Here is a 21,147-nt window from a genome sequence, read left to right on the forward strand (position 1 = left end):
ATGGCGTCCGTTCACCCGGCCGCGGCGGTGGCCGCGGACGGCGGCGACGCGGTGGTCCAGGCGCTGGGCGCCCTCGGCACGCCCGTCGACTGCGCCGGGCTGCGCAGCCTCCCGCTGGAGGGCCCGCAGGTGCTCTGGCTCGTCGTCGGCGGCGCCCTGGACCTGTTCGCGGTGGACGCCGCCGAGGAGGGGCAGTGGCACTTCCTCGGCCGGCTGGAGACGGGCGCGGCGCTCCCCGGCCCGGTAGAGGGGCCACGCCACACCCTGCTGGGCCGGCCCTCACAGGACTGCCTGGTGCGCCGCATCCCGCTGCGCGAGCTGTACCGCCCGGAGACCCACGACGCGTACGGGACCGGCCAGTCCGGCGATCCGTACACCACCTACGGCGGCGGATTCCAGGACACCCCGCCCACCCCGCTGGAGCACGCCGTGGCGCTCGGGGTGAGCCGCAGCCTCGGCGTCCTCTTCCAGGCGCCGCTGGACGGCGGGGTCGCGTCCGAGGCGGAGGCGGCCGACGAGGACCTGCTCTGGCTTCCGGTGCCGCCCGGCAGTGTGCGCTACGGCGCCGAGTACAGCGCCCAGGCCGCCGGTGACCTGCTGATCGACGGCGCGCTGTGGCAGCGGATGGTCAACCAGCAGTACCGCCTCGGCACCGCCGTGGACCGCTGGATCGAGACCATGGAACGGGCCCACGCCGACCGTACGGCGGCCGGCATCCGGGCCGGTGAGGCCGTGCGTACCCGCGCCGACCAGGCGCTGATCGCCTCCATCGGAGGGCCCCGGCGGGACCGGCGGCCGTCGGAGGAGAGCACCGACGACGCCGTGCACGCGGTGTGCCGCGCCGTGGCGGAGGCCGCCGGGATCACCCTGCCCGACCCGCAGCGGGGCCGCGCCACCGACGACCGTACGGACCCGGTGGAGCGCATCGCCGCCCACGCCCGGATCCGCACCCGCGCCGTCCGGCTGGAGGGCCACTGGTGGCGGGAGGACGCCGGACCGCTGGTGGGCTACCGCGCCAAGTCCGGGGCCCCGGTGGCGCTGCTGTGGCGGCGCGGCCGGTACGAGGCGGTCAACCCCGCCTCCGGCCTGCGGATCCGGGTGGGCGGCGGCAACGCGGAGGAGTTCGAGCCGCGGGCCGTGATGTTCTACCGTCCGCTGCCCGACCGGCCGATGACGGTGTGGCGGCTGATGCGCTTCAGCGTGCGTGGCGCCGCGGGGGACTTCCGCAACCTCCTGATCGGCGGGCTGGTGACGGTGGCGCTCGGCGCGCTGGTGCCGCTCGCCACCGGCCAGGTGCTGGGCGGCTTCGTGCCCCGCGCCGAGAAGAGCCCCATCGTCCAGATCTCCCTGGCCCTGATCGTCGCCGGAGTCGTGGCGGCCGCCTTCATGCTGCTGCAGAACCTGACCCTGCTGCGCCTCGAGGGGCGGCTGGAGTCCACCCTCCAACCCGCGGTGTGGGACCGGCTGCTGCGGCTGCCCACCACCTTCTTCGCTCAGCGCTCCACCGGAGAGCTGGCCAGCGCGGCACTCGGTATCAGCACCATGCGCCGGGTGATGTCCGGGATCGCCCCGACGGTCCTCCAGGCCGGGACCGTGGGCGCGATGAACCTCGCCCTGCTGCTGTACTACAGCGCCTCCCTGGCGCTCGCGGTGATCGCCGTACTGCTGGTGGTCTCCGGGGTCTTCCTCGGGATGGGGCTGTGGCAGGTGCGCTGGCAGCGACGGCTGGTGGAGAGCGAGAACAAGCTCAACAACCAGGCGTTCCAGACCCTGCGCGGGCTGCCCAAGCTTCGGGTGGCCGCGGCCGAGAACTTCGCCTACGCGGCCTGGGCCCGTGGCTTCGCCCACTCCCGCGATCTGCACCAGCGCACCGGGCGCATCAAGAACCTCACCCAGGTGCTGGACTCCGTCTACCTCCCGCTGGTCTCCCTCGGCGTGTTCATGCTGCTGGCCGGTCCGGCGCGGGGGAGCATGTCGGCGGGTGCCTTCCTGACCTTCAACACCTCCGTGACCATGCTGCTCACCTCCCTCACACAGCTCACCAACTCCCTGGTCTCGGTGGTCGCGGTCCTGCCCATGTTCGAGCAGGTCAAGCCGATCCTGGACGAGCCGCCCGAGGTGCGCGGCGGCAGCGCCCAGCCGGGGCGCCTCTCCGGTGACCTCCGGGCCCGCAACCTCACCTTCCGCTACGGCGACGACGGGCCGCTGGTGCTCGACGATGTCTCGCTGGAGATCCGGCCGGGCGAGTTCGTGGCCGTCGTCGGCCCGAGCGGCTGCGGCAAGTCGACCCTGCTGCGGTTGCTCATCGGTTTCGAACGGCCGGTGTCCGGCAGTGTGCTCTACGACGGCCAGGACCTCGCCGCCCTCGACCAGGCCGCCGTGCGCCGCCAGTGCGGGGTGGTCCTCCAGAACGCCCAGCCCCTGGGCGGAACGATCCTCGACTGCATCCGTGGCGCCGAGCCGTACACCCCCGAGGAGGCCATGGAGGCCGCCGAACTGGCGGGTCTGGCCGAGGACATCCGGCAGATGCCCATGGGGCTCCAGACCATGATCTCCGGCAGCGGCGCCATCTCCGGCGGCCAGCGGCAGCGGCTGATGATCGCCCAGGCCCTCATCCGCCGTCCGCGCGTCCTCTTCTTCGACGAGGCCACCAGCGCCCTGGACAACGAGACCCAGCGCATCGTCATCGACAGCACCCGCCGGCTCAACGCCAGCCGACTGGTGATCGCACACCGGCTGTCGACCGTCATGGACGCCGACCGCGTACTGGTCATGGAGGACGGCCGGATCGTGGAGCAGGGCGCCCCGGCCGAGCTGATGGCCATCGCGGGCGGCAAGCTGCATGAGCTGGTGCGGCGTCAGACGCTCTGACAAGGCGGGGCCCACCGGCGCTACGGGGCGGCCGGGGTCGCGGCCTCCTCGGCCTTCTGCGGCTGGGCCGCCGGGCCCGGCCTGCCCCGCAGCGGGACCTCCTGCACGCACAGGGCGGCGATGAAGGCCACGGTGCACACGACGGCCGCGGTCAGGAAGATCCGCTGGGTGCCGGTGGCCACCGCGTGGAGATAGCCGTCCCTGACGGACTCCGGCAGCCGGGCCAGCGCCGCCGGATCGGGCCGGGTCTCGCCCGTCTCCGCCCCGGCGGGCGCGTGGCCCCGCACGGCACCGGTGAAGAGCGAACCGAAGACCGCCACCCCCAGGGAGCCACCGATGGTGCGGAAGAGGGTGACCGACGCGGAGGCGGCTCCCATGTCGCGCATCTCCACGCTGTTCTGCGCGATCGTGGTGACCATCTGCATCTGGCAGCCCATGCCCGTGCCCACCAGGGCCATGAAGCACCCGGTGGCCGCGCGGGAGGTCGTGGTGTCCATGGTGGCCAGCAGGAACAGTCCGACGGCCATGCAGACGGTGCCCACGATGGGGAAGATCTTGTACCGGCCGGTGGCGGACATGACCTTGCCGCCGACCTGGGACATGATCACCACGGGGATCATCAGGGGGAGCAGCAGCAGACCGGAGCGGGAGGCTGAGACGCCCTGGACGGTCTGCTGGTACAGCGGCAGATACAGCGAGCAGCCGAACATCACCACCCCGCCCACCAGGATCAGCGAGGACGCCAGGGAGAAGTTGCGGTGTCCGGTGAAGATGCGCAGCGGCATGAGCGGTTCGGCCGCGCGCCGCTGCCGGGCCACGAAGGCGGCCACGCCCACCGCGGCCAGAGTGAACAGGCTCAGGATCTGCCATGAGGTCCACGCGTAGGTGGAGCCGGCCCAGGTGGCGGCGAGGGTGAGGGCACATACGGTCGTCGTCATCACGGTGATGCCCGGCCAGTCGATACGGGCCTTGGCGCGGGTGGCGGGCAGCCGCAGCATCAGCTGACACCAGACCAGAGTGAGGACGCCGAGCGGCAGATTGATGAAGAAGGCCCAGCGCCAGCCGAGGTGGCCGGTGATGAAGCCGCCGAGCAGCGGGCCGCCGATGGTGCCGATGGCCATGATGGAGGCGGTCATGCCCTGGTAGCGGCCGCGCTCCCGGGGCGGCGCCAGCGAGGCGATCAGGGCGAAGGCGCCGGCGCCGATACCGCCCGCGCCCAGGCCCTGCAGCGCCCGGAAGACGATCAGCTGGGTCATCGTATGGGCCGCGCCGGACAGCGCCGAGCCGAGCACGAAGACGATGACGGCGATCAGATACATGTGCTTGCGGCCGTACAGATCGCCGAACTTGCCCCAGACGGGGGTGGAGGCGGCGGTGGCCAGGGTGTAGGCGGTCACCACCCAGGAGATGTGCTCCAGGCCGCCGAGGTCGCCGACGATCGTCGGCATCGCGGTGCCGACGATCGTGGAGTCGAGCATCGACAGCAGCATCGCGAGCAGCACACCGAGCAGGGCCAGACGGACGCTTTTCGGGGTGGTCTCCGGCGGGGCGGGACTGCCGGACGGCGGTGCGTCGGATACGGACATGACGGATCACTTCCTTCTCAACGCGCTCGGCGCGGGGTTTCCGAAAGACGGGAGCCGAAAGGGCGGGCCCCACCCCGGACAGAAGAGCACACCGACTAAAAAAGTGCAACGACTCAACTTTTCTATTCGGTCCACCTGCGGGTAGGGTGGTCCCCGTGAGCGAGACGATGGGGCGCCGTGAGCGCAAGAAGGCCGCCACCCGCCAGGCGCTGGCGGACGCGGCCCTGAGGCTGTTCCTCGACCGTGGCTTCGACCAGGTGAGCGTGCGGGACATCGCGGAGGCCGCCGACGTCTCCACCACCACGGTCTTCAAGCACTTCCCCAGCAAGGAGGCACTGCTCTTCGACCTGGACTTCGACCGGGAAGCCGCCCTCATAGCCGTCGTGCGCGACCGGCCCGAGGGGATGTCCATCCCCAGGGCCCTGCGCGAGCACACGCTGAGGATGCACTCCGACGGCGCGGGGGACCCCGAGATGGCACGGTTCGTCGAGTTGACGGAGAGCACCCCGGCGCTGCGGGAGTACGGCCGCCGCATGTGGATGCGCCACGAGGCCGCGCTCGCCGCCGCCATCGCCGAGGCCACCGGCGCCCCCGAGGACGACCCCGGATGTGCGGCGCTCGCCCACTTCGCGTTGGAGACCGTCAGCTTCGCCCGGGGCCGGGCCGACGCCCGGCAGGCCATCGAGGCCGCCTTCGCCCTCCTCGAACACGGCTGGCCCGCTGCCGGTTGGTGATGTCCGCCGCGACGTCCGGACCCGTTTGCGGACTTGGCGCAAGTTTCGGGCGGATGCCGGATGCGGGGGCACGAGGGCGTTAGCGTCTGTCGCTATGCGGTGGGCCGGTGTGATCGACAGCGTGACCAGGACCGTCGGCGGGCCGAAGGGCCGGTGGTCGGCGGCGCCGGCGCGGCGGTGGCTGGTGGTGGCCGCCGTCGTGGCGCTCCTCGTCCAGATGGCCGTCGCGATGGTCACCACGGCGGTGGAGCAGACGCCGACCATCGACGAGCCCGTGTACGTCGGCGCGGCGGTGGACTCCCTGCACCATCACCGGGTGCGCTACAACCCCGAGCATCCACCGCTGGGCAAGCTCGTCATCGCGACAGGGGTGGCGTTCGCCCGGCCGCACCTCGACCCCGGTTTCGCCGGTGACCAGACGGCGCTCGGGCGGCATGTGCTGTACGAGGCGGGCAACGACCCCTGGCGGCTGATGCTGTGCGCACGGCTGCCGATGATCGCGCTGACGCTGCTGTTCGGGCTGGTGGTGTTCGCGTTCGCCCGCGAACTGACCGGCCCCGTGGGCGGGGCGGTGGCCCTCGCCCTCTACACCTTCTCGCCGGACATCATCGCGCACGGCTCGCTCGCCACGCTCGACGTACCGGCGGCCGGGTTCCTGCTGACATCGGTCTGGCTGCTGTGGCGGGCGCGGCGGCGGCCACGGTGGCACCTTCCCCTCGCGGGGGTGGCGCTCGGCGCCGCCCTGGCCACGAAGATGAGCATGCTGGCCGCGGTCCCGGTGCTGCTGCTCCTGGCCGTGCTCTCCGTCTGGTACGCCCGCCGTACGCGCCACCGCACACCGCGCGACCATGTGCGGTCGCTCGGCGTCGGAGTGGCGGCGGCGGTGGCCATGGCGCTGATCGCGGTGGCCATGGTGTGGGCCACTTACCTCCTGGTCGATCCCCGGCTGCGCTGGACGCCCACCGGGCCTGTGCCCGCCGTCCACGGACTGCGCGGGCTCGCCGTCCACTGGCTGCCGCTCCCGGAGGCGTACCGCGACGGGATGCGCATCCAGTTCGGCTTCGAGCAGGACACCTGGCGCGGCTTTCTGCTCGGGCGCCGCTACGTCGGGTCGCTTTGGTACTACCTGCCCGTCGCGCTGCTGGTGAAGACGCCCTTGGGCATGCTCGCGCTCTGGGCGGCCGGGGCGGTCACGATGGCGGTGGTGCCCCGGCTGCGGCCCGCCGCGCCGTATGTGCTCGCCCCCGCGGCCGTACTGCTGCTCGCCGCCCTGGACGGGGCCCGCAACCTCGGGGTGCGCTACGCCATCTTCCTGCCGATGTTCCTGGCGGTGGCGGCGGCCGGGATGATGGCCGTACGGCGGCGATGGGCGTACGGGGCCACGCTGGTGCTGGTCCTGTTCGTCGCGGTCAGCTCGCTGCGGACGTATCCGTACTACCTGCCGTACTCCAACGAGGCGTTCGGCGGCCCGTCCCGGACCCATCTGCGGCTGCACGACTCGAACGTGGACTGGGGGCAGGATCTGGGGCGGCTGGCCGACCGCCTCCGGGAGCGCTACCGGGGCGAGCGGATCTGGCTCGTCTACAAGGGCAGCGGTGTGCCGTCCGCCTACGGCATCCACGCCTCCGACCCACGCCGGGCCGCCCCGGACCAGGTGCGCGGGCTGCTGGTGGTCTCGGACTCCTCGATCGCCCAGGCCACCGGACGGCTGGCGGCGCTGATCGACGGCAGCCGGCCGATCGACGAGATCGGCCACTCGATCACCATCTACCGCCGTTGAACGCCCACCGCCATGTCATGACATCTCTCACACCGAGCGGTGGAGTGAAGAGGGCGTACCGGTGCATATCGACTAGGCGGCATAGTGGCTTTTGTCTGCCCTATCGGATATGGAAGATTCCGCACCGTCCCGGCCCCGGCAGTTCGGGCCCGCCCCCACTCGCCTGGTTGCCGGGATTCCTGATGGCGCGTCGGGCCATCGCGGCCATCCCCGGAACCCGTTCAGCATGACTCGCCACTGAGCGCAAGTTCCGCCCTCGCTACGAACTTGTGTCGTACGAACACGCGTGTTGCCCGTGTGGCGGACGGCTCCAAGAATGACGGGCCTCAACCGAGTGTGAGGTCCCGAATGAGCAAGCACCGCAGCAGCACGACGCACCGCCGCAAGATAGCCATCGCCACGCTCGCCGTGGCCGCCGTGGGCGTTCCCTCGGCCGCGATGGCGTCGCAGTCCGCCGCACCCGCGGGCTCCCCCTCCACCACCGCCTCCGCGGCCGCCACCGACCAGCAGGAAGTGGTGGATCTCGTCAACAGCGAGCGCGGCAAGGCCGGTTGTGAGCCGCTGACCGTGAACGAGAAGCTGACCAAGGCCGCTCAGGACCACAGCGAGGACATGGCGGCCCACAGCGACATGTCGCACACCGGCTCCGACGGCTCCTCCCCGGGTGACCGGATCGAGCGCGCGGGCTACTCCTGGAGCAGCTACGGCGAGAACGTGGCCTACGGCTATGACTCGCCCAAGAGCGTCATGGAGGGCTGGATGAACAGCTCCGGCCACAAGGCCAACATCCTGAACTGCGACTTCAAGGAGATCGGCGTCGGCCTGGCGCAGCCCGGCAACTACTGGACGCAGGACTTCGGCACCGCCCGATAGCTCATCCCTCGGATGTCCGGGGCAACCGGCCCAGCCCCAGCGGGGCGGGTGGCGGGAGGGGGCGGGCCGGTTCGGCCCGCCCCGCCTCGAAGGACCGCAGGAGGTGGGCGACCAGCCGCCGGGACGCGGCCGGTGCCGTTGCCGCGTCGCCGATGACACCTCTGTTGGCCAGGAAGACGAGGCTCAGGTCGGACACGTCGAAGTCCTCGCGCAGCCGCCCCGCGGCCTTGGCACGCCGGACCACCTCGGCGAAGCCCTCTTCGACGCGCAGCCGCTCGCGCTCGAAGCCGACCGTCTCGGGCAGCGACGACAGCAAGGCGTCGTTGAACTCCCGGTCCTGCGTCTGCGAAGCACACACCGTCTCGATGGTCCGGCGGAAGGCCCGCCATGCGTCGTCGTCGGCCAGGGCGTCGTCGACGATCGTCGCACAGGCGGCGAACTCGTCCGAGAACACCTCCGTGACCAGCGCCTCCCGGGTGGGGAAGCGCCGGTAGAGCGTGGCCACCCCGACCCCGGCATGACGGGCGATGGTGGCCATCGGCACATCGAGCCCACGCGAGACGAACAGCGCCCGCGCCGCATCGAGGACGCGCCGGCGGTTGGACGCCGCGTCGGACCGCAACCCCGGAGCTCCGGTGTCCCGAACACGACCGGTTGCGGACGCTATATGAGAGACGTGAGCAGGCATGTTTCTCACCTTACGCCGGGCGGGCGGTTTCCCCGTTTGCGCGCATTAGCGTGGCGGCAACCCCGATGTGCGAAAGGGACGATGAGGGCGATGAGCGAGATGCGCGCGGCGCGGTACGACCGGTACGGACCCCCCGAGGTGCTGTACGAGGGCACACTGCCGAAGCCGGTGGCCGGTCCGGGCGAGGTGCTGGTGCGAGTGCACGCCACGAGTGTGAACGGCGGCGAGCTCTCGGGCCGGGCGGGCAAGCTGAAGCTGGTGACCGGGAGGAGGTTCCCGAAGGGCACCGGCATCGACATCGCCGGGGAGATCGCCGAGGTGGGCTCCTCCGTGCGCCATCTCGCGGTGGGCGACCGGGTGTGGGGTGCGATGCCGCACCTGAGGTTCGGGGCGGCCGCCGAGTACGTGGCCGTCCGGCCCCGTCAGCTCTCCTTCGCCCCCGAGGGCCTCGATCTGGTCCGGGCCGCGGCCCTGCCCGCCGTCGGCACCACGGCCATCACGGCGCTGCGCGACAAGATCGGCCTGATGAGCGGCGAGAGGCTGCTGGTGCGTGGCGCGGCCGGCGGTGTCGGCAGCGTCGCCGTCCAGCTCGGACGCGCGCTCGGCGCCCATGTCACGGCGCTCGCCGGGGCGAAGACGCTCGACCTCGTACGGGAGCTCGGCGCCGACGAGGCACATGACTACCGGACCACCGGCCCGGCCGCCCTCGGGCCGTTCGACGCCGTGCTGGACACGGTGGGCACCCAGCTCGGCGCCTATCGCGGGCGGCTGGCGCCCGGCGGGCGGATGGTGGCCATCGCCTTCGACACCGACCGCCCGCTGTCCTCGCTGGGCTCCATGCTCCTCTCCACCGTGCACGGCGCCCGGCGGATGCGGTTCTTCACGGGAAACCCCTTGCACCAGCTCTTCGCGGACCTCGCCGCGTATGTGGAGAACGGGGCCATCCGGCCGGTCGTCGACACCGTCCATCCGCTCTCCGGCATCGCAAAGGCCCATCGCGCCATGGAAGCCGGTGGTGTCCGCGGCAAACACGTCATCCAGGTGAAATGAGGCCATAAAACAGAGAAACGCCCCGGCTGTCTTGACGGCCGGGGCGTTTCTCGGCGTATATTGGGGATTTCCTTTGCCATTGCGTTTATGGCATAGGGAAACCTGATGAAGTCATCGTATCCCGGCGGGAGTCGAATTGTCAAACGAGGAATGGGACCGTGAGCAAGAATTCCTTGATCTGCTCAACGGGCGCCTCGCCGAGCTCAGGGCACGAGCCGAGGAGTCGGTGACCGAGGCCCTGTCCTTGGAGGGCTCCACCTTCCAGGCGCGGCTGGAGCGCGATGTGCTGGTGGCCGAGCGGTCCGGTCTGCTCGCCGCGTTCGAGGCGGGGGAGCGGGGCCTGTGTTTCGGCCGGCTGCTGTTCCGCGACGACCGCGACCACCACATCGGCCGCATCGGCATCCGGCGCGATGACGCGGACCGCACCCCGCTGGTCATCGACTGGCGGGCCGATGTGGCCCGTCCGTTCTACCTCGCCACCGGGCACACCCCCATGGGGCTGCGCCGCAGGCGCCACATCACCACCGAGGGACCCAAGGTCACCGGGCTGCACGACGAGATCCTGGACCTCTCGGACACCATACGGACCGGGCATGAGGGATCCGACGCGGACGCCGTGCTGCTCGCCGCGCTCGACGCCGCCCGCACCGGACGGATGCACGACATCGTGCAGACCATCCAGGCCGAACAGGACCAGATCATCCGCGCCCCGCACCACGGCGTCCACGTCGTGGAGGGCGGCCCCGGCACCGGCAAGACCGTCGTAGCGCTGCACCGCGCCGCGTATCTGCTCTACGCGCACCGGGAGTCGCTGGCCCGCCGCGCGGTGCTGATCGTCGGGCCCAACCCGGCGTTCCTCGGCTACATCGGCGAGGTGCTGCCCTCGCTCGGCGAGACCGGTGTGCTCCTGGCCACGCTCGGCGAGCTCTTCCCCGGTGTGACGGCCACCGGCACCGACACTCCCGAGGCCGCCGAGGTCAAGGGCCGCGCGGAGATGGCGGACGTCCTGGCCCGCTTCGTACGGGACCGGCAGACGGTGCCCGACGCCGCGATCGTCATCGAGCACGACGACGGCGATCTGGTGCTGGACAAGGACATCGCGTCCGAGGCGGGCCACAAGGCACGGGAGACCGGGCTGCCGCACAACCTCGCCCGCCCCCACTTCGCCTTCCGGGTCATCGACGCCCTCACCGACCAGCTCGTGGACCGGATCGGCGCGGACCCCTTCGGCGGGCCCAACCTCCTCGGCGCGGACGACGTCGCCCAGCTCGGCAAGGCGATCGCGGTCAACCCCGAGGTGCACGCGGCCATCGCGGAGCTGTGGCCGGCCCTCACCCCGCGGCAGCTCGTGGCCGACTTCCTCGGCGACCCCGTCCACCTCTCCGCCGCGGACGCCGCCGCGATCCGCCGCACCGACGGCGAATGGACCCCCGCCGACGTCCCGCTGCTGGACGAGGCGGCCGAACTGCTCGGCCACGACGACGCGGCGGCCCGCGCCGCGGCGGAGGCCGAGCGCCAGGAGCGCATCGAGTACGCACAGGGTGTGCTCGACCTCTCCTACGGCTCCCGCACCCTGGAGTTCGAGGACCGCGAGGACGAGGAGTCGGAGGTGCTGGCCGCCCACGACCTCATCGACGCCGAACGGCTGGCCGACCGCGCCGAGGAGCGCGACCACCGCAGCGCCGCCGAACGCGCCGCCGCCGACCGCACCTGGGCCTTCGGCCACATCATCGTGGACGAGGCCCAGGAGCTGTCCGCGATGGCGTGGCGGCTGCTGATGCGGCGCAGCCCGACCCGTTCGATGACGCTCGTCGGCGACCCCGCGCAGACCGCGGAGCCGGGCGGCTGCGGCTCCTGGTCCTCGATCCTGGAGCCGTACGTGGGCGACCGCTGGGAGCACAGCCGGCTCGGTGTCAACTACCGCACTCCGACCGAGATCATGGACGTCGCGGCGCGGGTGGCCCGCACCGTCGACCCCGCCTTCCAGCCGCCGCGCTCGGTCCGTGCCACCGGGGTACGGCCCTGGGCGGAGCACACCGGCGATCTGCCCGGCGCCGTGGCCGCGGCCGTGGCCCGGGAGACCCGCGCCGAGGGCCGTCTAGCGGTGATCGCCCCGAGGGACCGCCATGACGCGCTGTCAGCCGCCCTCCCACAGGCGTCCACCGGCCGGTCCCCGGACCTGACCAGCGCGGTGGTGCTGCTCGACCCCCGGCAGGCCAAGGGTCTCGAGTTCGACACCGTGATCGTGGCCGAGCCCGCGGAGTTCGGCACCAGCGACCTCTATGTGGCGCTCACCCGGGCCACCCAGCGGCTGGGCGTGGTGCACACCGCGGCGCTCCCGGAGGGCCTGCGCGATCTGGCCGGCATGGTGTAAGCGCCGACGCTCCCCGCCGTGTGTTCACCGGCGGGGAAGGGGCGGGTGCCGGTGGCCAGGAACCGCTGCCCGCCCCGATAGCGGGTGTGGTCAGCCGTCGTGGATCACGAGGAGCAGTTCTCGCTGGATCCGCTGGTGCTCACCCGCAGCGCCCCGCCGGAGGTGTTGGCGCTGTCGGTGAGGCAGTAGCCGGACATGTTCTGGACGATGACGTCCGCCGGGCTGTCGTCGCCGCGCTGTGCGGTGAAGTGGTTGAAGCGCAGCGCGCTCCCGGAGTTGGCGATGACCGCCGGACGGCCGTCGTCCTTGGCGAACCGCACCGAGCTGTCGTTGAAGGTGATGTGATCCGCGTTGTGCAGATACCAGCCGAAGGCGGGACGGGTGCCGATGCTCTTCGGGTTGTAGTCGTCGGCGTCATTGCTGGGAACGCCGGTGGACATGGTGCCGTTGCCGCCGGGCACGGTGAGATTCACATGGTTGAAGGTCACACCGCTGATGCGGTTGCCACCGGACTCGCCCCACAGCGTCGGGCTGAAGGAGGGGGTGTTCCCGGTCCCGGTGATGTTGTCGTAGGTGATGTCGCTGATGTGGCCGACTCCTGGATTTCCGCCACACCGTTTTCTCGTCCCGATCTTCTGCATGATGGGGGAGTGCACATTGGTCATGGTGATGTCGCGGTAGTGCACATCGGAGATGTTGGCGCCGTCCATCGAGACCATGCCGAGCCCGGACTTGTCCGCACCGGTGATGGTGATGCCCTGGAAGTCGTAGTCGGAGAAGTCACCACAGGTCTCGGAGCCGAACATCAGGGCGTTGCAGCACTTCGCGGAGAGATGTGAATCGGTCACCTTCACATGGCCGTTGGAGAGCTTGGCGCCCAGGGCGTAGTCGCTCTTGAAGGCGAGCGCGTCGTCGTTGGCGGCGATGTCGGCATGGGTGATGGTCACATTGGTGGTGCTGATGATGTTCCAGCCGTCGCGGTCGCTCGCCGTGTCGATGGTGAGGTGGTCCGAGGTCACGTTCTTGCAGCCGTTGATGAGGGCCGCGAAGTGGCCGCCGCGCCGCAGGGTGATCCCGTCGAGGGTCAGCCCGTCGCAGCGGGTCAGCGAAATGATCTTGTCCGCCTCGCCGGAGTCGGGGTTCCCGGTGATGAGGTTGCCCGCGCCGTCGATGGTTCCCGAACCGGTGAATCCGATGTTGGTGAGCTTGTCGCCGTAGAACATCGCGTTGTGGAAGTGGCTGTGGCCGTAGTCCTGGTAGTCGTCGTTCGGATTGGACTCGGGCTTGTCATAGGTGTCCGCGCTCGACCCGAGGATCGTGGCCCCGGAGTCCAGCTGGAGGGTCACCTCGCTCTTGAGGTGGACGGTGTTCTTGGACTTGTACTGTCCGGACGGGAAGCGGACGATTCCGCCCCCGGCGCTGTTGGCCGCCGTGATGGCCTTCTCGATGGCGGCGGAGTCGTTGGACGAACCATCGGCCTTCGCGCCGTAGTCCATCACGCTGAACACCGGTGCCGCGGAGGTGGCCGTGTCCTGAGCGGGGACGGCGGCCGCCTGGGGCACTTGCGATAACCCGAAGACGGCGGCGAGGGCGAGCGCCGCGCCTGCGGCGAGTCTCTTCATCTCTCGTTCTCCTTCTCCTGTGGAGCCATGGAGATCCGACGTGTTGGAAGGTCTGAACCTGATTGAGCTGCGAGAATCCCTCCGGTGGGGTGACTTCTCTCTACGCCCAGCTAGAAAGGTAGGATCTCTCTCCTTCTGTGGAACGTAACAGGCGGATCCGAGCTGTCAATGGCCTCAGCGCCACACGGCGGGGGCGACGCCGTCGGCGTGCGGCCGCCACGACAGCCGCCACGACCGGCTTCCCGGTCGGCTCTCCGGCCGCCTCCGGCCGCCTCTCCGGCCGTCGATCGCCTACGATCCCGCTGTGGCCCCCTTCCGTATCGAGCGGCGCTCCCCACTGTCTGTCGACGAGACCTGGCGACGGCTCACCGACTGGCCGTGCCACGGCGCCCATGTGCCGCTGAGCGGCGTCACCGTCCGCCCGGCGGGGCCGACCCGGGTGGGCACCGTGGTCGTGGTACGCACGGGCGTCGGCCGCGCCGGATTCGACGACCCCATGGAGGTCGTGCGCTGGGACCCGCCCACCGGGGACGCTCCCGGCAGCTGCAGGCTGGAGAAGCGCGGCTCGGTGGTCCTCGGATGGGCCGAGATCGAGGTGAGTCCCCGGGATGGCGGATCCGAGGTGGTATGGCGCGAGGAGGCCCGGATCCGGGGACTGCCCCGCCTGTTCGACCCGCCCACGGTCTGGTCCGGCCGCCTGCTCTTCGGCCGGGTGGTCGACGCATTGCTGAAGGGGTGAGGGCGCCTCGGTTTTCCAGGTGGCCGTGCCCCTGCTGAGTGTCCCGGCCCGCCGGTGGCCCCGTTTCCGTTGGTGGTCCCGTCCCTGCTCGGTGTCCCGGCTCGCCGGTGGTTCTGCTCCCGGCGGTGGCCACGCTCTCGCCGGGTGCGCGGCGCGCCGGTGGCCTCGCCCCTGTGGGGCGCCCCAGCCTCAGGGGGGCGTGACGGATCGTGACGCCTGCGCGGGCCGCTCCCTGCCCCGCCCCTCCCGGCAGCAATCGATGTGCGGCTCCGCCGTGTGGCGGGGCTTCGCCCCAGGCCCCAGGTCCTCCAGGTCCCCCTGGGCCCAGGGGCGGAGCCCCTGGTAGCGGGAAGGGGCGGGGAGGGGAAAGCCTCGCTATGCGGCTCCGCCTCGTAGTCCGCCGGACACCGCCTAAGTGGCCCGACCGGCCCGGCGCTTGACCACCGACGGCGGGGCCGATCATCTGTGCCCATCGCTGGGTAGGGATACGCCGGGCCCGCCGCGGCCTCGCTCCGCACACCGCCCCGCGCCACCGCACGGCACCGCACCGCCCCCGAAGGCCCGGCCCTCGAACGCCACGGAGGAGATGTCCCATGCGAAGTCGCTCCAGAACCCTGGCACCCGTCACGGTGTTGTTCACCCTCCTCGCCCTGCTGCTGCCCACCGGCGCGGTCGCCACCGCGGCCGCCGCCGTCCCCGGGCCACTGCCGGTCGTCACCCCGCGCCCGCAGGAGATGTCCCGTATCGGAGCGGACGTCCACGTCCCCTCCCGCGTACGCCTCGTCATATCGGACGGCGTGGACCGTCCGACCCGCGATCTCGTCACCTCCGTGCTGCGCCGCGCGGGGGCCTCGCGGATCCAGGACGGCGCGGGGCCGAAGCTGACCGTGACCGTCGGCCGGATCGCCGATCCACGCGTCGCGAGGGCGCTTCGGGCCGCCGGGGGCCGGGTGCCCGGTCCGCTGCCCGCCGAGGGTTACGCACTCGCCGCGGGACGCGGCTCGGTGGCGCTCGCGGGCGCCGACTCGGACGGGACGTACTACGCGGCGCAGACGCTGCGTCAGCTCGTTTCCGCCCACCGCACGATCGCGTCCGTCTCGGTCACCGACCATCCTCTGATGCCGCTGCGCGGGGTGATCGAGGGGTTCTACGGAAGCCCCTGGACGCATGCCGAGCGCATGGACCAGCTGGCGTTCTACGGGGACGTCAAGATGAACACCTACATCTACGCGCCGAAGGCCGACCCGTACCACCGCGAGAAGTGGCGCGAGCCGTATCCGGCCGCCAAACGCGCCGAGCTGGGCGAGCTCGTCCGGCAGGCCACCGGCCACCATGTGCGGTTCACCTTCGCCGTCTCCCCGGGCAACTCCATCTGCTACAGCGACCCCGCCGACCTCGCCGCGCTGGAGGCCAAGCTGGACGCGGTCTACGACCTCGGGGTGCGCAGCTTCTCCATGCCGTTGGACGACATCAGCTACACCCGCTGGAACTGCGAATCCGACCGCGCCACCTACGGAAACCCCTCGTCGGAGGCCGCCGCCAAGGCCCAGTCCGACCTGCTCAACACGGTGCAGAAGACCTTCCTGGACGAGCGGGCGGACACCAGGCCGCTCCAGATGGTGCCGACCGAGTACGGGGACGTCACCGAGACCCCGTACAAGCGCGTCCTGCGCGAGCGGCTGGACTCGCGGGTCGAGGTGATGTGGACCGGAACCGATGTGGTGCCGCCGCGGATCACCGTGGCCGACGCGGAGCGGGCCGCCACCGTGTGGGGGCGCAAGGTCTTCGTCTGGGACAACTACCCGGTCAACGACTACGGCCAGGCCGAGGGACGGCTGCTGCTCGCGCCTTACGACGCCCGTGAGCCCGGACTGCACCGGCAGCTCTCCGGCCTGGTCCTCAACCCGATGAACCAGGCCGCCGCCAGCAAGGTCGCCCTCTTCGGCGGAGCGGACTTCGCCTGGAACGACACCGGCTACGATGCCACCCGCACCTGGGAGGCGGCCGCCCGCCACCTCGCCGGGGACGTCCCCGGCGCGCACCCGGGCCGTACGGCCGCGACCGTGTCCTCGCTGCTGGCCTTCTTCGACACCCAGCACCTCGCACCCACCTTCGGCGCCGAGCCCTGGCAGCCGCAGGCCCCCGAACTCGCCGCCCGGCTCGAACGGTTCCACACCGCCTGGGGGGCGGGGCACGAGCGAGCGGCCCTGCGGGAGCTGCGCCCGTACGCCCGGTTGCTCGCCGCCGCCCCCGAGCGCATCAGGGCCGGTGTCGCGGACCGGGGATTCGTGGCGGACTGTGCGCCCTGGCTGGACGCGCTGTCGCTGTGGGGGCGCGCCTTCGAGCGCACCCTGGACGCGCTGGGCGCCCGTCTCGACGGCCATGACGCCCAGGCGGCACAGTGGTTCGCCGAGGCGGCGGCCGACGCGCGGCGGGCCGGGGAGATCCGCACCATCCCGGGCGAGACCCGTCCGGAGGGCCCGGTGCGCATCGCCGACGGTGTCCTCGGCACCTTCATCACCGAGGCCGCCGAAGGCGCCTGAGCCGTCGAAGCGGTTGTATTTGCCACCCTTGGGGTGGTGACGCTCGGATGATTATGCACTACGCTCCGTAGCATGGGGGTGCCGGGGGAAGGTACGGAGCGAGGGACCGCGGTGGTGATCGGCGGAGGTCTCGCCGGGCTGCTTGCCGCATGGGCGCTGCGGGGATATGCCGAGCGCATTGTCATAGCCGAGCGTGACCGCTATCCCGAGGGGCCGGCGTTCCGCTCGGGCGTTCCGCAGGCGCGCCACGCGCATCTGCTGCTCGAGGCCGGGCACCGGGCGCTGGATGAGCTGATGCCCGGCGCGCGCGAGGAGTTGCTGGCCGCCGGCGCGGTGCGGGTGCCGATGTCGGGCGTGCGCTGGCTCAGCGCGGCCGGGTGGCTCGCGAAGTACGAGAGCGAGGTCGCGTTCCTCTCCTGCACCAGACCGCTGCTCGACCATACGGTGCTGCGCCGGGTGCGCGCCGAGCCCTCGGTGCGATGGCTGGAGAACACCGACGTCGTCGGACTCCTCGGCACCGCGGGTGAGCTGACGGGCGTCCAGGTCCGGGCGCGGGGCGACGCCCGCGCCCGGGTGCGCGAGCTGCGCGCGGAGATGGTGGTCGACGCCTCCGGGCGCACCTCCTCGGTCCCGTCCTGGCTGGTCCGGCTGGGCTGCCCGCCCACCCCCGAGGAGCGCGTCGACGCGGGGGTGTCGTACGCCAGCCGGATGTACCACCGCCCGGCCGGGGCGGATCCGGGCTTCGACGTGCTCTATCTGCAGACCAAGGCCCCCGACGCGCCAAGGCTCGGCGTGGTGCTGCCCGTGGAGGACGGCCGGTGGATCGCCAGCGTCGGCAGTATGCGGGGAGCTCAGGCCGAGCCGGGTGCGGCCGGTTTCGACCGGCAGCTGCGTCTGCTGCGGGACCCGAGCCTGTACGAGCTGTTGGCCGCGGCCGAGCCCGCTGGTGCGGTCCGCGGCTTCTGGCCCGGCCCCGGTGTGCGGCGGCACTACGAGCGCCGGGCCCCGCGGGGGCTGGTCGTCATCGGCGACGCCGTGTGCACCTTCAACCCGGTCTACGGCCAGGGCATCACCGTGTCCGCGCTCGGCGCCCGCGCCCTGCGGGCCGCCGCCGAGCGCCACGGCGGCATCGGCCACCGTACGGCGCACGCCGCCCGTAAGGGCATCGCGGCCGCCGCGGACACCGCGTGGATGCTGTCCTCCAGCGAGGATGTGCGCTTCCCCACCACCACGGGCGGCCCCGCCGGACTGGCGGTGCGGGCCCAGCACCGCTATCTGGACCGGGTCATCCGGCGTGCCACCGTCGACCCGGGGGTCTGCAAGGTACTGCACGAGGTGATGTCGATGGTCGCCGCGCCCACCGCGCTGATGCGCCCCGCCGTCCTCGGGGCCGTGCTGCGCGGGGGAGGGAGCGGCCGACCCGCATCCCCCTAGTGATCGTCGCGGATCACGGACGGTACCGGTCGGCCGCCCTAGCATCGGCAGCATCCGGGTGTGATGAGGCCACCCGCACCCATGCCCCGACGATTTGTCAATGGACCAGACGGCCCTACCAGGAGCACAGCGTGCGAGCGACTTTTGCGGATTTCACCATCGATCCGCCTCGATTCGGCAATGGCACGGCCCGGTACACACGGTGCCATCCCGACCGGGACCGTCTCGCGATCGGCGCGGGCGGACATGTCGAGCTCGATTTCGCGCTGGACGGCGGCGAACTCCCGGAGCAGCTGACGCTGACCCTGATCGCGCGGGTCTCACCGCTGGGGGAGTCCCTGGGATGGGCGCCCATCGACATCACCGTCAACGGGCATGCGGTGATCTCACGGTTCACCGTGCCCGGTGGCGCCCGCCCACGGGAGGTGGCCTTCGCGGTTCCTGGCGAGGCGCTGGCGGCGGGCCTGAACACGCTGTGCGTCCGGGGCTGCGCCGAGGCGCGCGGGCTGCTCTGGCTGTACCGGATCAGCGTCGAGCCGTCCCGCATCTGCGCCCGGACGCACCTCATGGCGGAGGAGCGCCCCGCCGAGCCGGCGGTGTGCGCCTACCGCACCGAGTGGCGCGCCCCGGGCTCCGCCGAATGGCGGCCCGCCCCACGGCTGCTGGTCCATCTCGACCGGGGCGAGGGCTCGCTGCCGGTCCGGCTCGCCTGGCGCGGGCAGGACGGCGCGGAGGCGTCGATCGGCTTCCAGCCGGTGATGACGGAGTTCTACGGACACCGCAGGGCCGCCGACGGCACGCTCACCGAGTACCGGGGGGTGCTGGAGGGCCGCTCACCGCTGCGGGACAGCGCGCTGGAGGAGGTGATGCACCGCTTCCGTACGGTGGAGGGCTGCGGGGCCGGGGGGCCGGGCCTCCGTCAGGAGCTGTGCCTGCTGATCGAGGACGGGGGGCCGCCCGTCGAGCGGGTCATCTGGGGCGATCCGTCGGGACACTCGGGCACGGTGTCGCTGCTGGCCGCCGAGCCCGGTCCGGAGGCCGAGGTGACCGACCTGGTCACCAAGGTCCGGGCGCACAGCGAGTTCGCCGAGGTGGGCGAGGTCGCGGAGAACCTGCTGCACGACTCGTGGCACAAGTGGCTGGGCCATGGCGACCGCGCCTGGCTGGAGTTCACCCTGCGGCGGCCGGTGGCCGTCGGCCACTACGTCCTGACCTCGGCCAACGACGTCCCGGGCCGCGACCCGAAGGATTGGACCCTCAAGGGCTCGAACGACGGGGAGCACTGGGTGGACCTGGACTCCCGCGTCCGGGAGAGCTTCGCGCACCGCCATCAGCCCCGGGGATTCACCTTCGGTGCCGCCAGGGCCTACCGCCACTACCGCCTGGAGATCACCCGGAACGCGGGGGAGGATCAGATCCAGCTCTCCCAGGTCCGCCTCTTCACCTCCGCCCCCCAGCCGAAGGGCTTCATCGGCCACTACCAGCGGGCGGGCGAGGCGCCCACCGGATACCGCGGCACATCGGTGCCGGCCGTCCCGGAGCCGGGGTCCATGACGGCAGCGCCCAGGACCGTCGAGCAGTGGCGGTCCTATCTGGCCGAGTACAGCGCGACCATCCTGCGGGTGGCCGACGAGGAGGAGCTGAGCGAGGTCGACGACGGGCAACGGGCCGCCGGGTGGCTCGGGTTCGAGGGCGCGGACGAGGAGAGCATCCTCGCCCTGGAGGAGCGGCTCGGCACCCGGCTCCCGCCGAGCTACCGCGCCTTCCTGGGCGCCTCCGACGGCTGGCTGAACATCAGCCCGTTCATGTGGCGGATGCGCCCGGCCAAGACCGTCGGCTGGCTGCGCGAGGCGGACCCCGAGACCTGGAGCGTCATCCGGGGCGGCGAGGGCGAGGACTGGGACGACACCGCGTTCATGGACCGGGCGCTGCTGGTCTCCGAGGAGGGCGACGCCCAGCACTGGCTGCTGGATCCCGCCGATGTGTCCGAGGACGGGGAGTGGGCCGCGTACATCTGGGCGAGCTGGTATCCGGCCCTGGGGGACCGGCACCCCTCGTTCGCCGAGCTGGTCGCCGAGGAGCGCAACGGCTTCGAGGACCAGGCGGCCCATGAGGTGCGCATGGGACGTCCCGGGACCGCCGAGGATCTGGTGGCCGAGGGCAGGGCGCAGGCCCTGCGGGGCGAGGTGCGCAAGGCGATGGCCACCTTCGAGCAGGCCGCGGTCAAGGGCTCGGGCGCCGGTGCGTATCTGGGCATCATCCTGGGGGCGTTCCTGGACATCAGCGCCGCCCACCACTGGATACGCACCGGCATACTCGGGGACCCGCGCGTCCTCGAGGCGATCGGCATGGAGCAGTTACGGGCCGAGGCCGCCCCGCTCTATCTGCGCTGCGCGGCCGAGGAGTGGACCGGCGCCCCCGGTGGCTATCTCTCGGCCCTCGGCGACATCCTGCCGCGGCTCCCCGACGGCGTGGACGGTGTCGTGGGCGCGGGCGGTGTGGCCGCGAGCGGCGCCGCCGCCGAGGGCGACGACACCGCCGCCTGGATGGCCAGGGCCGCCGCCTTCGCCCCGCCCGCCCTGCCCGAGTCCCGCACCTTCCAGCAGGCCCTGGACCTGGCCAGAGCGCTGGCCGACCGCGGCGCCACCGATCAGTCCTGGGCCGTGATCGAGGCCGCCCTGCCGCACTGGCACTGCGACTCCCCGCACCGCATCGCCCCGGTCGTGCTGCTCACCGATCCGGCCTTCCGCGAGGTGGTCACCCCGGCCCGGGCCCGTCGCGTCGTCACCACGCCCCGCGGGGAGTTCCGCGAGCAGCGTCCGGGCTACTACGGTCCGGCATTCCTCCAGTAAG

General features: G+C 71.9%; 13 protein-coding genes. 10 read left to right on the plus strand and 3 right to left on the minus strand.

Going from position 1 to position 21,147, the window contains the following annotated elements:
- Window positions 1-2,871, plus strand: coding sequence for an NHLP bacteriocin export ABC transporter permease/ATPase subunit (locus tag ACMTAK_RS47980; protein ID WP_413812002.1), 2,871 nt, complete (start codon window positions 1-3; stop codon window positions 2,869-2,871).
- Between the two features lie 20 nt (window positions 2,872-2,891).
- On the opposite strand, the gene ACMTAK_RS47985 is transcribed toward ACMTAK_RS47980, so the two are convergent.
- On the minus strand, window positions 2,892-4,457 hold the full coding sequence (locus ACMTAK_RS47985) for an MDR family MFS transporter (RefSeq protein ID WP_413812003.1): 1,566 nt from the start codon (window positions 4,455-4,457) through the stop codon (window positions 2,892-2,894).
- 167 nt (window positions 4,458-4,624) lie between these two features.
- Here ACMTAK_RS47985 and ACMTAK_RS47990 point away from each other — a divergent pair, with 167 nt between their 5' ends.
- The 3 genes from ACMTAK_RS47990 (at window position 4,625) to ACMTAK_RS48000 (ending at window position 7,844) form a co-directional block, all read left to right on the plus strand.
- Window positions 4,625-5,191, plus strand: coding sequence for a TetR/AcrR family transcriptional regulator (locus tag ACMTAK_RS47990; protein ID WP_413813217.1), 567 nt, complete (start codon window positions 4,625-4,627; stop codon window positions 5,189-5,191).
- Between the two features lie 217 nt (window positions 5,192-5,408).
- On the plus strand, window positions 5,409-6,971 hold the full coding sequence (locus ACMTAK_RS47995; protein WP_413813218.1) for an ArnT family glycosyltransferase: 1,563 nt from the start codon (window positions 5,409-5,411) through the stop codon (window positions 6,969-6,971).
- A gap of 348 nt (window positions 6,972-7,319) precedes the next feature.
- Window positions 7,320-7,844 carry a CAP domain-containing protein gene (locus ACMTAK_RS48000; protein ID WP_413812004.1) on the plus strand — a complete coding sequence of 175 codons (525 nt, stop codon included), beginning with the start codon at window positions 7,320-7,322 and terminating at the stop codon, window positions 7,842-7,844.
- Window position 7,845: 1 nt separating this feature from the next.
- On the opposite strand, the gene ACMTAK_RS48005 is transcribed toward ACMTAK_RS48000, so the two are convergent.
- On the minus strand, window positions 7,846-8,532 hold the full coding sequence (locus ACMTAK_RS48005; RefSeq protein WP_413812005.1) for a TetR/AcrR family transcriptional regulator: 687 nt from the start codon (window positions 8,530-8,532) through the stop codon (window positions 7,846-7,848).
- A 90-nt stretch (window positions 8,533-8,622) separates the two neighbouring features.
- Here ACMTAK_RS48005 and ACMTAK_RS48010 point away from each other — a divergent pair, with 90 nt between their 5' ends.
- Window positions 8,623-9,582: an NAD(P)-dependent alcohol dehydrogenase gene (locus ACMTAK_RS48010; protein ID WP_413812006.1), complete on the plus strand. Its 960-nt coding sequence runs from the start codon at window positions 8,623-8,625 to the stop codon at window positions 9,580-9,582.
- Window positions 9,583-9,718: 136 nt separating this feature from the next.
- Entirely contained in the window at window positions 9,719-11,956 is a 2,238-nt protein-coding gene (locus ACMTAK_RS48015) for a HelD family protein (protein ID WP_413812007.1), read from the plus strand.
- 104 nt (window positions 11,957-12,060) lie between these two features.
- On the opposite strand, the gene ACMTAK_RS48020 is transcribed toward ACMTAK_RS48015, so the two are convergent.
- On the minus strand, window positions 12,061-13,578 hold the full coding sequence (locus tag ACMTAK_RS48020; RefSeq protein ID WP_413812008.1) for a glycoside hydrolase family 28 protein: 1,518 nt from the start codon (window positions 13,576-13,578) through the stop codon (window positions 12,061-12,063).
- A 304-nt stretch (window positions 13,579-13,882) separates the two neighbouring features.
- Between ACMTAK_RS48020 and ACMTAK_RS48025 the strand changes: the two genes are divergently transcribed.
- The 4 genes from ACMTAK_RS48025 (at window position 13,883) to ACMTAK_RS48040 (ending at window position 21,146) form a co-directional block, all read left to right on the plus strand.
- Window positions 13,883-14,317 (plus strand): SRPBCC family protein, encoded by a 435-nt coding sequence (locus tag ACMTAK_RS48025; protein WP_413812009.1) that lies wholly within the window; start codon window positions 13,883-13,885, stop codon window positions 14,315-14,317.
- Between the two features lie 593 nt (window positions 14,318-14,910).
- On the plus strand, window positions 14,911-16,860 hold the full coding sequence (locus tag ACMTAK_RS48030; protein WP_413812010.1) for a beta-N-acetylglucosaminidase domain-containing protein: 1,950 nt from the start codon (window positions 14,911-14,913) through the stop codon (window positions 16,858-16,860).
- Between the two features lie 72 nt (window positions 16,861-16,932).
- On the plus strand, window positions 16,933-18,294 hold the full coding sequence (locus tag ACMTAK_RS48035; protein WP_413812011.1) for an NAD(P)/FAD-dependent oxidoreductase: 1,362 nt from the start codon (window positions 16,933-16,935) through the stop codon (window positions 18,292-18,294).
- A gap of 131 nt (window positions 18,295-18,425) precedes the next feature.
- On the plus strand, window positions 18,426-21,146 hold the full coding sequence (locus ACMTAK_RS48040; RefSeq protein WP_413812012.1) for an SMI1/KNR4 family protein: 2,721 nt from the start codon (window positions 18,426-18,428) through the stop codon (window positions 21,144-21,146).
- Window position 21,147 lies beyond the last annotated feature (1 nt).

Source organism: Streptomyces lacaronensis, assembly GCF_047337785.1.
Classification (GTDB): domain Bacteria; phylum Actinomycetota; class Actinomycetes; order Streptomycetales; family Streptomycetaceae; genus Streptomyces; species Streptomyces lycopersici.

Excerpts from the sequence above, each read along its gene's own strand:
- ACMTAK_RS48005 (WP_413812005.1), bottom strand. The coding sequence starts at position 8,532 with ATGCCTGCTCACGTCTCTCATATAGCGTCCGCAACCGGTCGTGTTCGG.
- ACMTAK_RS48020 (WP_413812008.1), bottom strand. The coding sequence starts at position 13,578 with ATGAAGAGACTCGCCGCAGGCGCGGCGCTCGCCCTCGCCGCCGTCTTC.
- ACMTAK_RS47995 (WP_413813218.1), top strand. The coding sequence starts at position 5,409 with ATGGCCGTCGCGATGGTCACCACGGCGGTGGAGCAGACGCCGACCATC.
- ACMTAK_RS48035 (WP_413812011.1), top strand. The coding sequence starts at position 16,933 with ATGGGGGTGCCGGGGGAAGGTACGGAGCGAGGGACCGCGGTGGTGATC.
- ACMTAK_RS48030 (WP_413812010.1), top strand. The coding sequence starts at position 14,911 with ATGCGAAGTCGCTCCAGAACCCTGGCACCCGTCACGGTGTTGTTCACC.
- ACMTAK_RS47985 (WP_413812003.1), bottom strand. The coding sequence starts at position 4,457 with ATGTCCGTATCCGACGCACCGCCGTCCGGCAGTCCCGCCCCGCCGGAG.
- ACMTAK_RS48010 (WP_413812006.1), top strand. The coding sequence starts at position 8,623 with ATGAGCGAGATGCGCGCGGCGCGGTACGACCGGTACGGACCCCCCGAG.
- ACMTAK_RS47990 (WP_413813217.1), top strand. The coding sequence starts at position 4,625 with ATGGGGCGCCGTGAGCGCAAGAAGGCCGCCACCCGCCAGGCGCTGGCG.
- ACMTAK_RS47980 (WP_413812002.1), top strand. The coding sequence starts at position 1 with ATGGCGTCCGTTCACCCGGCCGCGGCGGTGGCCGCGGACGGCGGCGAC.
- ACMTAK_RS48000 (WP_413812004.1), top strand. The coding sequence starts at position 7,320 with ATGAGCAAGCACCGCAGCAGCACGACGCACCGCCGCAAGATAGCCATC.